The following is a 13155-nucleotide window of genomic DNA, read 5'->3' on the forward strand; positions in this document are numbered from 1 at the left end:
CGGCCTGGCGGGACGCTTCCGCTGCCGCCGATCGGGGCACTCGGTCGCACAACGCGCGGGGCCGGCATGCCGACGGGGAAGGGTTCTGCTGGGTCTGATATGAGGCGATTTACGTATCGCTCCGCCCACGGCAGAAAGGAAGCCCTATGGCCCCCATGGCCCCCTTGGCCCAGTCGAACCCTCCGCACGCGTCCTCTTCCCGCCGCGCGCTCCGCCGCTGGAGTGCCGGCTGCGCGAGCGTCGCCGCCGCCGCGGCGGCGCTGGTGGCCGGCACCCCGGCGACCGCGTACGCCGCCGGATACATCTCGGTCTACACCGCCGCCCATATCGGCGAGCACAAGGTCGGCGGCAAGGCGATCGCGGCGGAGCTGGAGTACGAGGCGGTCAGGGGCAGGGAGGCCGAAGGGAAGCGCTATGTCTGGGAGGTGGAGGTCCAGCGGCGCGACGGGGTGTGGGAGGCCATCATCGATGCCCACAGCGGCGTCGTGCTGAGCGTGGAGAAGGAGAACGAGGACGAGGAGGACGACCGGCTGGGCACCGGGGCCCAGGTCCCGCAAGGCGCTCGGCCGCAGGCCCCGGCGGGTCAGGTCGCGCAGGGCGGTCGGCTCCAGGCCCCGGCGGGCCAGGTCCCGCAAGGAACCCGGCTCCAAGCCCCCGCGCCGCAGGCTTCCCTGCCCCAGGCGCCCGTGCTCCGGCCGGCCCTGCCGCAGGTGCCCGTGCTCCGGGCCGCCGTATCCCAGGTTTCCGGTACGTAGGCGTCTAGCGCGCAGGCTTCTGCCCTCCGGGATGAGCCGGGGCGGGGGTAGGCCCACCGGCCACGACCTGGTCCCGGCCGCCGCCCTAGTCCCGCGGCGCGTACATGATGACGGCGACCCCCGCCAGGCAGATCAGCGCCCCGGCCACATCGAACCGGTCGGGCCGGTAGCCGTCCGCGACCATGCCCCAGGCCAGCGAACCGGCGACGAACACCCCGCCGTACGCGGCCAGGATCCGCCCGAAGTTCGCGTCCGGCTGGAGCGTGGCGACGAATCCGTACGCACCCAGGGCGACGGCCCCGGCGCCGATCCACGCCCACCCCCGGTGCTCCCGTACGCCCTGCCAGACGAGCCAGGCGCCACCGATCTCCAACAGTGCGGCGAGGACGAACAGGGCGATGGAGCGGGCGACGAGCATGGAAGGAGGGTACGGCGGCGGGGCTGGGGTGGCCGCACGTCCGGCGCCCCGCGCGGAAGGGACGGAGCGGAAGGACGATCATGCCGCCTCAGCCGATGCCGATGCCGTTACCGGAGCCGGAGCCGACGCTGGAGCCGACGCCGACGCTGGAGCCGACGCCCGGCGCGCTCGCCGCGTACTTCGGGCTGGAGCCGCTGCCTCGGGAGGGCGGGCTCTTCCGACGCATGTGGGCGGGGCCCGAGCGGCTCGACGGGCGGCCCGAGGGTTCGGCGATCGTCATGCTGCTGACCACCGAGCCGGGGGACTTCTCCGCCCTGCACCGGCTGCCTAGCGACGAGGTCTGGCACTTCTACCTCGGCGATCCGCTGGAACTGCTGCTCCTGGCACCGGACGGCACCTCCCGTACGGCCGTGCTGGGCCGGGACGTACTGGGCGGGCAGCATGTGCAGTTCACCGTCCCCGCCCGCACGTGGATGGGCGCGCGGGTCGCCGACGGCGGGACGTGGTCGTTCTTCGGCTGCACCATGGCGCCGGGCTTCACCTACGACGGCTACGAGCACGGCGACGCGGCGGAACTGGTCGCGCGCTATCCGCGGGAAGCGGCCCGTATCAAGGAGCTGACCCGCTGATGCCGGACCGTTCCGCACCCGGGGGTTGGTAGGGGCCTCCCGGGCGCCCCACGGCATGCGGCCGGTCCGCCCATGCGATGCTGCGTCCATGGCGAGGACCCCCGCTGACGTTCCGTCCGATGAGGCCCCGGCAGTCTCTGCCGAACCGACATCGGACGCGCGCCCCGCACCGGACGCGTACCCGGCGCTGGCTGCGCACCCCGCACCGGACGCGCACCCGGCACCGGACGCGCACCCCGCACCGAACGGGCACGTCGCCGTGTTCGAGGCCCATCGCCCGCGCCTGTTCGGGCTCGCGTACCGGCTGCTCGGCAGCGCGAGTGAGGCCGAGGACGCCGTACAGGACACGTACCTGCGGTGGGACGCGGCCGACCGGGCTGCCATCCGCATCCCCGCCGCCTGGCTGACGAAGGTCGTCACGAACCTCTGCCTCAACCAGCTCACCTCCGCCCGTGTCCGGCGGGAGTCCTACGTGGGCCCGTGGCTGCCCGAGCCCGTCCTCACCGATCTCGGTTCGGGGCCGCTCGGCCCGCTGGAGACCGCCGAACAGCGCGAATCCGTCTCCATGGCGCTGCTCACGCTCATGGAACGGCTCACGCCGAGCGAGCGGGCGGCCTTCGTCCTGCGCGAGGCGTTCGCGTACAGCCATCGGGAGGTCGCCGAGACCCTGGGTGTCCAGGAGGCGCATGCCCGGCAGTTGCACCGCCGGGCGCGGCAGCACCTCGGCGAGCCGGAGCCGCGACGGCGCTTTCCGGTGGATGGGGCGCAGCGCACCCGGATCGTCCAGCGGTTCTTCGCCGCGGCGCTCGACGGCGACGTGGCAGGGCTGGAGCGGCTGCTGGCCGAGGACGTGGTGGTCTGGGCCGACGGCGCCGGCGAGGTGACGGCGGCGCGGCGGCCGGTCACGGGCCGCGACAAGGTGCTGCGCTACCTGCTCGGCCTGGGGCGGCGGCCGGAGGCGGCCCTCATGGTGACCTCGTTCGTCGAGGTCAACGGCGGCCTCGGGATGGCGTTCAGGGTGGGCGAGGGCGGCCCGCTCGTCGCCGTCATGGCGCCGGAGGTCGTGGAGGCGCAGGTCGTCGCCGTCCACACGATCGTCGCCCCCGGGAAGCTGGCGTTCGCCGCGGCCCAGCTCGCCTGAGCCGCCGTACGCGATGGGCCGTACGCGATAGGCCGTACGCCATGGGCCCTACGTCATGGGCAGCGCGCCATGAGCCGCCCGCCCCGTGTGATCCGCTTCACTCGGCCCCTTGTCACGTATCACCCCGCTGCCCGGTTCAAGCAGGGACCGACTCGAACGGGAGGATCGATGACTCACCACATCCTGGTTCTGGGCGCCGGGTACGCGGGACTGGGCGCGGCCAAGCGGGCCGCGCGGCTGCTCGCCTCCGCCGACGTGCGCGTCACGCTCGTCAATGCCACGGACCGGTTCGTCGAACGGATCCGGCTCCACCAGCTCGCCGCCGGGCAGCCGCTGCCGGATCTGCCGCTGGCCGACCTGCTGGCGGGCACCGGCGTCGACCTGGTCGTGGCCACGGTGACCGCCGTCGACCCGGTGGCTCGTACGGTGCGGATCGAGCGGAGCGACATGCCGCCGTACGACCACCCCGACACCCCGCCGTACGACACCCCGCCGTACGACCTCCCGTACGACACGCTGATCTACGCCCTGGGCAGCGCGGCCCCCACCACCGCGGTGCCCGGCCTCGCCGCCCACGCCCTGTCCGTGGCCACGTACGAGGACGCGGTCCGGCTGCGCGAGCGGCTGGCGGCGCCGGGGGCGGCCGCGGGTTCGCTGACCGTGGTCGGCGGCGGCCTGACCGGGGTCGAGACCGCCGCCGAACTGGCCGAGACCCACCGGGGCCTGCGCGTCCGGCTGGTCACCGACGCCGACCTCGCGCCCGGCGTGTCGGAGCGCGGGCGGCGGCATCTGCGCCGGGGCCTCGACCGGCTGGGCGTCGAGATACGGGAGCACGCCCCGGTCTCGACGGTCACCGAACACGGTCTGGTGCTGGCCGACGGGGCGCGGCTGCCCGCGGACACGGTGGTGTGGGCGGCCGGGTTCCAGGTGCCCCACGTGGCGCGCGAGGCGGGCTTCGCGGTGGACCGGTACGGGCGGATGGCCGTGGACGCCACCCAGCGTTCGACGTCCCACCCGGAGGTCTACGCGGTGGGGGACGCGGCGACCGCACCCGCACCCGGGCCCGCGTCGCGCATGTCCTGCCAGGCCGGGCTGCCGATGGGCGTGCAGGTCGCGGACGCGGTGGCGGCCCGGTTGTCCGGCCGCGACCCCCGGCCGCTGGCGGTGCGCTACGTATCGCAGTGCATCAGCCTGGGGCGCCGCGACGGGCTCGTCCAGTTCGTCCGCGCCGACGACAGCCCGGTGGGGGCGGTCCTCGCCGGCCGCAAGGCGGCGGCCGTCAAGGAGTTCATCTGCCGGTTCACGGTCAGGGTGATCCGCCGCCCCAAGCCGAGCGCGCCCCGGGGCCCGCGCCCCAACCAGGCGCGGACACCAGCGGGCGCCGGGCTGTAACCGGGGGCACCCGGTTCCGGGCAGCAGGTGGCGGACACGGCCGGGGCGCGTCCAACAGGTGGTGCGGTAGGGGACGTCGGGCAGGTAGGAGTGAGTAGGCCGCTGGCTGACAGGGCCGGATCCCGCAAGCGCGGGATCCAGCTCGGCGTCTCGGCTCCGAACCCCGAGAACCCCAGGTCAGGGCCACACCAGGCAGTACGCCTGATGCCCCGCCTCATGCAGCCGATGCGAGAAGTCCTGCCACTCGTGCAGCAGTTGGTAGACGGTGAACGCGTCGCGGGGGCCGCCGCGGTCGGGGACCGTGGACCAGATGAAGGCCGCCGCGCCGACCGCTTCCTCGCCGACGCCGCGCAGCGGGTCGACGACCGTCATCGGCAGCTTGACGACCGCGTAGTCGGGGTGCAGGACGACGAGTTCGAGCGGCGGCACCTTGTGGAGGGGTATGCCCTCTATGCCGGTGAGGACCATGGCGGCCACCGTCTCCGGCTTGATCTTGGTGAACATGCCGCCCATGCCGAGCTCGTCGCCGCCGAGCTCTTCCGGGCGCATCGAGATGGGGACCCGTGCCGCGGTGGCCCCGTCGGGCGCGCCGAAGTACTTGTAGGTCACCCCCATGCGGCCGTCCCTGCTTCCCCTCGTCGCGCTGCCCGCGTCCTCTCGCCGGTGCCGCCCATGGCGTCTGGGGCGACCGGAGTGGGCACCCTCGGGGCCCCGGTCGTCGGTCCCCTCACCCAGTTCGCCACCGCGATGCATATCTCCACCCGACTGCGTGTCCTCGGATGCGCGGCCCCTGCCGCGCGACCCGATCATCGTGTCTGAGACCTCCCCCGCGTACGGACGGTGAAACGCCCGGACGCACGTCCCCGTCAGCCTCTGACACCATGGCTTGCGTGAGCAATCCCTATCCGTACGCAGCACCAGTTTCGCAGACGCTTTTCGACCGTGCGGCCATCGTGACGCCCGGCGGTGTGAACTCCCCCGTGCGCGCGTTCCGCGCCGTGGGCGGTACGCCCCGGTTCATGGTGTCCGGTGAGGGTCCGTACCTCACGGATGCCGACGGCAGGGAGTACGTCGACCTCGTGTGTTCGTGGGGGCCGATGATCCTCGGGCACGCGCATCCCGAGGTGATCGCGGCGGTGCAGGCCGCCGTCTCCCGGGGCACGTCCTTCGGTACGCCGGGGGAGGGCGAGGTCGCGCTCGCCGAGGAGATGGTGGCCCGGATCGAGCCGCTGGAGCAGGTGCGCCTGGTGTCCTCCGGCACCGAGGCGACGATGTCGGCGATCCGGCTGGCGCGCGGCTTCACCGGCCGCGCCAAGGTGATCAAGTTCGCGGGCTGCTACCACGGGCACGTGGACGCCCTGCTGGCCGCGGCCGGCTCCGGGGTGGCGACCTTCGGGCTGCCGGACACCCCGGGGGTCACCGGTGCCCAGGCCGGGGACACCATCGTGCTTCCGTACAACGACCTCGACGCCGTCCATGCCGCCTTCCACGCGCACCCGGGCGAGATCGCCTGCGTGATCACCGAGGCCTCGCCGGGCAACATGGGTGTCGTCCCGCCGCTGCCCGGGTTCAACCAGGGGCTGAAGGACGCCTGCGCGAAGAACGGCGCCCTCTACATCTCCGACGAGGTCATGACCGGGTTCCGGGTCTCCCGGGCCGGGTGGTACGGGATCGACGGCGTCCGCCCCGACCTGATGACCTTCGGCAAGGTCATGGGCGGCGGCTTCCCCGCCGCGGCCTTCGGCGGCCGGGCCGACGTCATGGCGCAGCTGGCGCCCGTCGGGCCCGTCTACCAGGCGGGCACGCTCTCCGGGAACCCGATCGCCACCGCCGCCGGGCTGGCCCAGCTGCGGCTGCTCGACGACGCGGCGTACGCGAAGGTCGACGCGGTCTCCACCGAGATCCGCGGGCTGGTGACCGAGGCGCTGTCCAAGGCGGGCGTGGCGCACCGGCTCCAGGTGGCGGGGAACATGTTCTCCGTCTTCTTCACCGCCGACGAGGTCCGGAACTACGACGACGCGAAGAAGCAGGAGAGCTTCCGGTTCAACGCGTTCTTCCACTCGATGCTCTCCCAGGGGGTCTACCTCCCGCCGTCCGCGTTCGAGTCGTGGTTCGTCTCCACGACGCACGACGAGCGGGCCGTGGAGCGCGTCGCGGCCGCCCTGCCGGACGCGGCGCGGGCCGCCGCCGAAGCCAGTGAATGATGGGTGACATGACAAAGACCGACAGCGACATCACCGTCGTCCATCTCATGCGCCACGGTGAGGTCGAGAACCCGGACGGCGTGCTCTACGGCCGCCGCCCGGGCTACCACCTCTCCGAGCTGGGGCGGCGGATGGCCGACCGGGTCGCCGAGCACCTGGCCGACCGGGACATCCGGTACGTCGTCGCCTCCCCGCTGGAGCGCGCGCAGGAGACGGCGACCCCGATCGCCAAGGCGCACAGCCTGGACCTCGCCGCCGACGAGCGGCTGATCGAGGCCGGCAACGTCTTCGAGGGCAAGACCTTCGGTGTCGGGGACGGCGCGCTCAAGCGCCCGGCGAACTGGAAGTACCTCACCAACCCGTTCCGGCCCTCCTGGGGCGAGCCGTACATCGAGCAGGTCGTACGGATGATGGCGGCGCTCGGCGCGGCACGGGACGCGGCGCGCGGGCACGAGGCGGTCTGCGTCAGCCACCAGCTGCCGATCTGGGTGGTGCGCAGCTTCGCCGAGCGGCGGCGGCTGTGGCACGACCCGCGCAAGCGGCAGTGCACGCTGGCCAGCCTGACCACGTTCACCTTCCGCGGCGACAAGATCGTCTCGGTCGGCTACACCGAGCCGGCCCGTGACCTGGTGCCCGCGCACCTGCTCGCGGGCGCGCAGCCGCGCTGGGGGAAGGGCGCGATCAAGGGGGCCGCCAAGGGCTCCCAGGGCTCGTCGAAGGCCTTCGGCGCGTAGCCCTCCGGCGACGTCGCGCGACCTCGCGTGGGCGTCGCGCGACCTCGCGTAAGACGTCGCGCGACGCTGCGTCGACGGACCCGCGACCCTGCGTCGACGGTTCGGAACTGTTCCGATTTTTCGGGGCCGCGAGCGGAACCCCGGCATTCGTCACCCCCTCTCACTGGGCGTCCAGTGGGGGGCTTTAGGTGCAACGAATGCGATGGGGACCGTTATGCGCGATGTCAGCCGACGGGGAATGCTCGGACTCGGGGTAGGAGCGGCGGCGGCGCTGTCCGTCGCCGGCTGCTCCTCCTCCGGGTCGTCCGGCTCCGGCAAGGACGGGGCCAAGCCGGGTCAGACGACCCAGGCGAAGCCGATCGGCGACGGCTCGACCGAGTACACCGGCAAGCAGCCGAACCAGCCACCCGCGCCGGAGAAGCTGGAGCCGGGCCAGAAGCCGCCCCAGTTCGTGGTCTTCTCCTGGGACGGGGCGGGCGAGATAGGCAACGGCCTCTTCCCGCGGTTCCGCAAGCTCGCCAAGGACCACGACGCCGCGATGACGTTCTTCCTTTCCGGGCTGTACGTGCTGCCCGAGTCGAAGAGGCGGATGTACCGGCCGCCGAACAACGCCGTCGGCGCCTCCGACATCGAGTTCCTCAAGGACAAGAACGTCAAGCTGACGCTGCAGAACGTGCGCGAGGCGTGGCTGGAGGGCCACGAGATAGGCACCCACTTCAACGGCCACTTCTGCGGCGAGGACCGCGCCCTGAACAAGGGCTCGGTGGCGTTCTGGACGCCCGCCCAGTGGGATGACGAGATCGAGCAGGCCATGTCCTTCGTCACCAACTGGAAGACGAACACCGGCTTCACCGACCTCGAACCGCTGCCCTTCGACTACAGCAAGGAACTGGTCGGCGCCCGTACGCCGTGCCTGCTCGGCCAGGACAACCTGCTGCCGACGGCGAAGAAGCGCGGCTGGCGGTACGACGCGAGCTCGAAGGGCGGCCTGCAGATCTGGCCGACCAAGAAGCAGGGTCTGTGGGACTTCCCGCTCCAGATGATCCCGTTCCGCTCCTTCGAGACGCTCTCGATGGACTACAACCTGATGTTCAACCAGTCGAAGAACTCGACCAAGGCTCCGCCGGTCAACTACCCCGCCTGGCGGCAGCAGGCCACCGACGCGTACATCAACGGCTTCAAGCGGGCGTACGAGACCAACCGCGCCCCCCTGTTCATCGGGAACCACTTCGAGCAGTGGAACGGCGGCATCTACATGGACGCCGTCGAGGAGACGATCAAGCGCATCGCCGACGAGAAGGACGTCCGGATGGTCTCCTTCCGGCAGCTGTGCGACTGGCTCGACGCGCAGGACCCGCAGGTCCTCGCCGAGCTGCGCGGATTCGGGGTCGGCCAGAAGCTCACCGGCCGCAGCTGACCTCGCCGGAGGGGGGTGCGGAAGATCCGTAAACCACGCATGCGAAACTTTTCACATGAGTGCCTGCCGCGCCCCCCGGCGCCTCGCGAACCGCCGCCGTGCCACCGTGCCGGCCATCGCGGCCGCGGCCGCCGCGCTGACCCTGTCCGCCTGCGGCTCGGGACTGTCGGGCGGATCTCCCGAGACCAAGTTCGTCCAGGGCAAGGGGGGCGTGGAGACCGTTGCCAAGAGCGACCGGAGCCACGGCCCCAAGCTGGACGGCAAGACGCTCGCCGGGGAGAAGCTCGACGTCTCCTCCTTCAAGGGCAAGATCGTCGTGCTGAACGTCTGGAACTCCACCTGCTCGCCCTGCCGGGCCGAGGCTCCCAACCTCGCCAAGGTCGCCAAGGAGACCAAGCGGGATGTGCAGTTCGTCGGGATCAACACCCGTGAACCCAACCAGGCCAACGCCATCAAGTTCGAGAAGGAATTCTCGGTCGGCTATCCGAGCTTCTACGACCGGATGGGCGAGCTGACCCTGCGCTTCCCCAAGGGCAGCCTCAACCCGCAGGCCATCCCGACCACCATCGTCCTCGACCGCGACGGCAACATCGCGGCCCGCGCGCTGAAGGCGCTGAGCGAGGAGAGCCTGCGCGACATGCTCGATCCGCTGATCGCGGAGAAGTGACCGCCGTGGTCGCTCTCGCCGCCTCCGCCCCCGAGACCGTCGAGTCCGGGGCCCTGCTGCTCGCCATCCCCGTCGCCGCCTTCGGCGGACTGATCTCCTTCTTCTCCCCGTGCGTGCTGCCGCTCGTACCCGGCTACATGAGTTACGTCACCGGCGTCGCCGGTACGGACCTGGCCGAGGCCAAGCGCGGCCGGATGCTCGGCGGGGCCGCCCTCTTCGTCGCCGGGTTCAGCGCGGTCTTCATCTCTCAGGGCGCGCTGTTCGGATGGTTCGGCCAGGATCTGCTCCGGTACCAGGAGACGGCCGGCAAGGTGCTCGGGGTCCTCACCATCGTGATGGGCCTGCTGTTCATGGGGCTGTTCAGCCGGTTCGGACAGCGTGAGTTCCGCTTCCATCTGAAGCCCACCATGGGCCTGGTGGGCGCGCCGGTGCTGGGCGCGCTCTTCGGCATCGGCTGGACGCCGTGCATCGGGCCGACGCTGGCCGCCGTGCAGGGGCTGGCGCTCAGAGAGGCGAGCGCCGGACGCGGTGCCCTGCTGACCACGGCGTACTGTCTGGGGCTGGGGTTGCCGTTCATCGCTGTCGCCCTCGCCTACCGGCGTGCGCTCGGCGCCTTCGGCTGGGTCAAGCGGCACTACGTGTGGGTGATGCGCCTCGGCGGCGGCATGCTCGTGGCGGTCGGCGTGCTGCTCCTCACCGGTGTGTGGGACAGCATGATCGCCGACATGAAGACTTGGACCAACGGCTTCGACCCGGGGATCTGATCGATGACCACCACCGACACGGACGCCGCGGCCAAGGGGGCCGACGCCGAGGGGGCAGACCTGGAGCCCGCCGCCAAGGGGTCCGACGACAGCGACCTCGGCGCCGCCGGGTCGCAGCTGTCCACGGCCCCGGCCGAGGATGCGGGCCGGGCCATCGCCGGCTCCTTCGGCGGGGTCCGGCAGCCCGGCGCGCTCGGGGCCGCGCGGTGGTTCGGCCGGGAGGTCTTCGGCTGGGGGCGGTGGTTCTGGCGCCAGCTGACCTCCATGCGGGTCGCGCTGCTGCTGCTGTTCCTGCTCTCCCTCGCCTCGATCCCCGGCTCGCTGATCCCGCAGACCGGCATCGACCCGCTCAAGGCCGACGACTTCAAGGCGCGGCACGAGACGCTCACGCCGATCTACGAGAAGCTCCAGCTCTTCAACGTCTACAGCTCGGTGTGGTTCTCGGCGATCTACATCCTGCTGTTCGTCTCGCTGATCGGCTGCATCGTGCCGCGCACCTGGCAGTTCGTCGGCCAGCTGCGGGGCCGCCCGCCGGCCGCGCCGCGCCGGCTGACCCGGCTGCCCGCGTACACCACCTGGCGCACCGAGGCCGACCCGGAGCAGGTGCTCCAGGCGGCCCAGCGGGTGCTCAAGGGGCGCCGCTTCCGTACGCAGACCAGCGGTGACGCGGTCGCCTCGGAGAAGGGCTATCTGCGCGAGGCGGGGAACCTCGTCTTCCACATCTCGCTGATCGTGATGCTGGTGTCCTTCGCGGTCGGCCAGCTGTGGAAGTCCGAGGGCGGCAAGCTGGTCGTGGAGGGCGACGGCTTCACCAACAGCCTCACCCAGTACGACGACATCAAGTCCGGCCCGTGGTTCGACGCCGAGGACCTGGCCCCCTTCAGCTTCCGGCTGGACGAGTTCACCGCCACGTACGAGCGCAGCGGCCCGAACAAGCGCACCCCGCGGACGTTCCGCGCCGACGTGACGTACCGGGACGGCGTCGACGGCCCCAAGCACAAGACCTCCATCAAGGTCAACGAGCCGCTGGATGTCGCGGGCTTCAAGGTCTTCCTGCTCGGGCACGGCTACGCGCCGGTGGTCACCGTCCGGGACGGCACGGGCGACATCGCGTACCGGGGGCCGGTGGCCTCGCTGCCGGCGGAGGGCACCAACCTCACCGAGAACGTGGTCATCAAGGTGCCGGACTACCGCGACAAGGACGGCAAGAAGGACCAGCTGGCCTTCCAGGGGTATTTCTCGCCGACCGCGATCCTGAGCTCGGGCACGATGCTGTCCCAGTTCCCCGCGCTCGACAACCCGATGCTGTTCCTGACCGCGTACCACGGCAACCTGGGCATCGACAGCGGCCTGCCGCAGAACGTCTACCGGCTCGACACCTCGAAGATGAAGCAGTTCAAGGCGCCCGGCGGCAAGGGAAGGGCCTTCTCCAGCGCGCTCAAGCCGGGCCAGACGATGAAGCTGCCGAACGGCGCCGGAACGCTGGAGTTCGAGGGCGTCAAGGAATGGGCCACCTTCCAGATCTCCCACAAGCCGGGCAACTCCGGCGCCCTGTTCGGCGCGGTCGCGGCCGTGGTGGGCCTGGCCGCCTCGCTGTTCATCCAGCGCCGCCGGGTGTGGGTACGGGCCGTGGCGGCCGACGACGGTACGACGGTCGTCGAGATGGCCGGGCTGGGCCGCAGCGAGTCGGCCAAGCTCCCCGAGGAACTCGCCGATCTGGCCGTCAGCCTCCAGGCGGACGCGCCCCCGGCACCGGATCCGGATCCGGGCCCTGACCCCGACGAGCCGGCCGATCCCGCCGATCCGGATGCCGGTCCCGATTCCGCCGATCAGGATCCCGGTTCCGATTCCGACGATCCCGCAGACCCCGCTGACCCCGTCGAAGGAGCGCGCGCGTGAACCTCGCTGCCGCAGCCAACGAAAGCTTGGCCGAGAACAGCAATGTGCTGGTCTATTCGGCCATGGCGGTCTACACCCTCGCCTTCCTCGCCCACATCGCGGAGTGGGTGTTCGGCAGCCGCAGCGCCGTGGCCCGCACCGCCGCGGCGGCGGCCGCCGCCGACGCCAAGCCGGCGACCGCGAAGGTCACGGTCGCGGTCGGCGGCCAGGGCGGCGGAACCGCCGTGCTGGACCGCCCCAAGGTGATCACCCGTTCCGCCGCGGGCAGCCGCGACGTCCCGGACGGCCCGGGCGCCGCGGGCACCAGCGAGCAGGGCGACGTGTACGGCCGGATCGCGGTCGGCCTGACCGCCCTGGCGTGGCTCCTCCACGCGGGCGGGGTGCTCACCCGCGCGCTGTCCGTGGAGCGGGCCCCCTGGGGCAACATGTACGAGTTCTCCACGACCTTCGCGATGGTCGCGGTCGGCACGTACCTGGTCCTGCTGCTGCTCAAGAAGAACGTGCGCTGGATCGGGCTGCCGCTGGTCACCACCGTCCTGCTGGACCTGGGCCTGGCCGTCTCCGTGCTGTACACCGAGTCCGACCAACTCGTTCCCGCCCTGCACTCCTACTGGCTGTGGATCCACGTCAGCTGCGCGATCCTGTGCGGCGCGGCGATGTACATCGCCGCCGTCTCCACCCTGCTGTACCTCTTCCGGGACCGGTACGAGGCGCAGCTGGAGAACCCCGAGGGCAAGCAGTTCGGGCCGTTCGTGAAGTCGGTCCTGGCGCGGGTCCCGTCGGCGGCGTCGCTGGACAAGTTCGCGTACCGCATCAACGCCACGGTCTTTCCGCTGTGGACGTTCACCATCATCGCGGGCGCGATCTGGGCCGAGGCCGCCTGGGGCCGCTACTGGGGCTGGGACCCCAAGGAGGTCTGGTCCTTCATCACCTGGGTCGCCTACGCCTGCTACCTGCACGCCCGCGCCACCGCCGGGTGGAAGGGCCGCAAGGCGGCGTACCTCGCGCTGATCGCCTTCGGCTGCTACCTGTTCAACTACTACGGCATCAACATCTTCGTCAGCGGCAAGCACTCCTACGCCGACGTCTGACCGCTCCTCGAGCCCCGTACGTCCCGTACGCCTGCGGCCGGTTC

Annotated in this window: 13 protein-coding genes; 11 read left to right on the forward strand and 2 right to left on the reverse strand. The window is 71.6% G+C overall.

Going from position 1 to position 13155, the window contains the following annotated elements; genetic code table 11:
- Positions 1–146 precede the first annotated feature (146 nt).
- Positions 147–755, forward strand: coding sequence for a PepSY domain-containing protein (locus tag Q3Y56_RS20030; protein ID WP_304463252.1), 609 nt, complete (start codon positions 147–149; stop codon positions 753–755).
- A gap of 85 nt (positions 756–840) precedes the next feature.
- Here the strand turns inward: Q3Y56_RS20030 and Q3Y56_RS20035 are convergent, their stop codons facing one another.
- Positions 841–1173: a YnfA family protein gene (locus Q3Y56_RS20035; protein WP_304463253.1), complete on the reverse strand. Its 333-nt coding sequence runs from the start codon at positions 1171–1173 to the stop codon at positions 841–843.
- Positions 1174–1274: 101 nt separating this feature from the next.
- Between Q3Y56_RS20035 and Q3Y56_RS20040 the strand changes: the two genes are divergently transcribed.
- The 3 genes from Q3Y56_RS20040 to Q3Y56_RS20050 all read left to right on the forward strand — a co-directional run bounded on the left by Q3Y56_RS20040 (position 1275) and on the right by Q3Y56_RS20050 (position 4335).
- Positions 1275–1802 (forward strand): cupin domain-containing protein, encoded by a 528-nt coding sequence (locus tag Q3Y56_RS20040; RefSeq protein WP_304465697.1) that lies wholly within the window; start codon positions 1275–1277, stop codon positions 1800–1802.
- Between the two features lie 88 nt (positions 1803–1890).
- Positions 1891–2943 carry an RNA polymerase sigma factor SigJ gene (sigJ, locus tag Q3Y56_RS20045; RefSeq protein ID WP_304463254.1) on the forward strand — a complete coding sequence of 351 codons (1053 nt, stop codon included), beginning with the start codon at positions 1891–1893 and terminating at the stop codon, positions 2941–2943.
- A gap of 168 nt (positions 2944–3111) precedes the next feature.
- The gene (locus Q3Y56_RS20050; protein ID WP_304463255.1) at positions 3112–4335 is read left to right on the forward strand and encodes an NAD(P)/FAD-dependent oxidoreductase; all 1224 of its coding nucleotides are present in this window, start codon (positions 3112–3114) and stop codon (positions 4333–4335) included.
- Between the two features lie 177 nt (positions 4336–4512).
- Here Q3Y56_RS20050 and Q3Y56_RS20055 read toward each other — a convergent pair whose 3' ends face one another.
- The gene (locus Q3Y56_RS20055) at positions 4513–4950 is read right to left on the reverse strand and encodes a hypothetical protein (protein ID WP_304463256.1); all 438 of its coding nucleotides are present in this window, start codon (positions 4948–4950) and stop codon (positions 4513–4515) included.
- A gap of 266 nt (positions 4951–5216) precedes the next feature.
- Here Q3Y56_RS20055 and hemL point away from each other — a divergent pair, with 266 nt between their 5' ends.
- The 7 genes from hemL (at position 5217) to ccsB (ending at position 13111) form a co-directional block, all read left to right on the forward strand.
- Entirely contained in the window at positions 5217–6539 is a 1323-nt protein-coding gene (hemL, locus tag Q3Y56_RS20060) for a glutamate-1-semialdehyde 2,1-aminomutase (RefSeq protein ID WP_304463257.1), read from the forward strand.
- 8 nt (positions 6540–6547) lie between these two features.
- On the forward strand, positions 6548–7273 hold the full coding sequence (locus Q3Y56_RS20065; RefSeq protein WP_304463258.1) for a histidine phosphatase family protein: 726 nt from the start codon (positions 6548–6550) through the stop codon (positions 7271–7273).
- 214 nt (positions 7274–7487) lie between these two features.
- Entirely contained in the window at positions 7488–8690 is a 1203-nt protein-coding gene (locus Q3Y56_RS20070; RefSeq protein ID WP_304463259.1) for a hypothetical protein, read from the forward strand.
- Between the two features lie 55 nt (positions 8691–8745).
- A complete protein-coding gene (locus Q3Y56_RS20075; RefSeq protein WP_304463260.1) occupies positions 8746–9357 on the forward strand; it encodes a TlpA disulfide reductase family protein in 612 nt (203 codons plus the stop codon).
- A 5-nt stretch (positions 9358–9362) separates the two neighbouring features.
- Entirely contained in the window at positions 9363–10121 is a 759-nt protein-coding gene (locus Q3Y56_RS20080; protein ID WP_304463261.1) for a cytochrome c biogenesis CcdA family protein, read from the forward strand.
- A gap of 3 nt (positions 10122–10124) precedes the next feature.
- Positions 10125–12020 carry a cytochrome c biogenesis protein ResB gene (locus tag Q3Y56_RS20085; protein ID WP_304463262.1) on the forward strand — a complete coding sequence of 632 codons (1896 nt, stop codon included), beginning with the start codon at positions 10125–10127 and terminating at the stop codon, positions 12018–12020.
- Positions 12017–13111, forward strand: coding sequence for a c-type cytochrome biogenesis protein CcsB (gene ccsB, locus Q3Y56_RS20090; RefSeq protein WP_304463263.1), 1095 nt, complete (start codon positions 12017–12019; stop codon positions 13109–13111). Before Q3Y56_RS20085 ends, ccsB begins: the two co-directional genes overlap by 4 nt.
- Positions 13112–13155: the final 44 nt, after the last annotated feature.

The sequence above is a fragment of the Streptomyces sp. XD-27 genome, from assembly GCF_030553055.1.
Taxonomy (GTDB): Bacteria; Actinomycetota; Actinomycetes; order Streptomycetales; family Streptomycetaceae; genus Streptomyces.